Here is a 659-nt window from a genome sequence, read left to right as displayed (position 1 = left end):
CCCGACCCCAGCCCGTGCAGTGGCTCCAGTGGCCGGTCGGCGAACCGGTACTCCGCGTCGTAGTCGTCCTCGACGATCGCCGCGTCGTTCGCGTCGGCCCAGGCCAGCAGCTCCAGCCGGCGTGGCAGCGACATCGCCGTGCCGAGCGGGAACTGGTGCGACGGCGTCACGTACACCAGACGGGCCCGCGGCGGCAGCCGCGACACCTCCAGCCCGCCGGCGTCGACCGGGACGCCGACGACGCGAGCGCCGTGCGCCACGAACGCGTCCCGCGCCGGCGGATATCCCGGCTCCTCGACGGCGACCACGTCGCCGGGCCCGACGAGTACGCGGGCGACGAGGTCGAACGCCTGCTGGGCGCCGCTGGTCACGACGACGTCGGAGGCGGCCGCACGGACCGACCGCGCGTACGCCACGTACCGGGCGATGGCCGCGCGCAGGTCCGGATGGCCGGCCGGGTCGGCATGGTCGCCGGGCTCGCGACCGGCCCGCCACGCGGCCGCGACCAGCCGCCGCCAGGTGTCGTACGGGAACAGCCGGACGTCCGGCACGCCGACCTGGAAGTCGTAGCGCGCCGGCGGCGACGGCGGACGGTGCCCGGCCGTACGGGGCCAGGCCGGACGCACCCACCCCGGCCGCGGCCGCACCCCATCCGCGGC

The 659-nt window shown here is 77.5% G+C and carries 1 protein-coding gene; it reads right to left on the bottom strand.

Going from position 1 to position 659, the window contains the following annotated elements:
• Positions 1-659, bottom strand: a 659-nt coding sequence (locus tag C1I92_RS32985) for an aminotransferase-like domain-containing protein (protein WP_146605391.1), incomplete at both ends; no start/stop codon positions are given.

It is taken from the genome of Jiangella anatolica, from assembly GCF_003236295.1.
GTDB classification, from domain to species: domain Bacteria; phylum Actinomycetota; class Actinomycetes; order Jiangellales; family Jiangellaceae; genus Jiangella; species Jiangella anatolica.
Note: the sequence above shows the minus strand (reverse complement) of the source record. Positions and strands in the feature narration are given on the sequence as shown.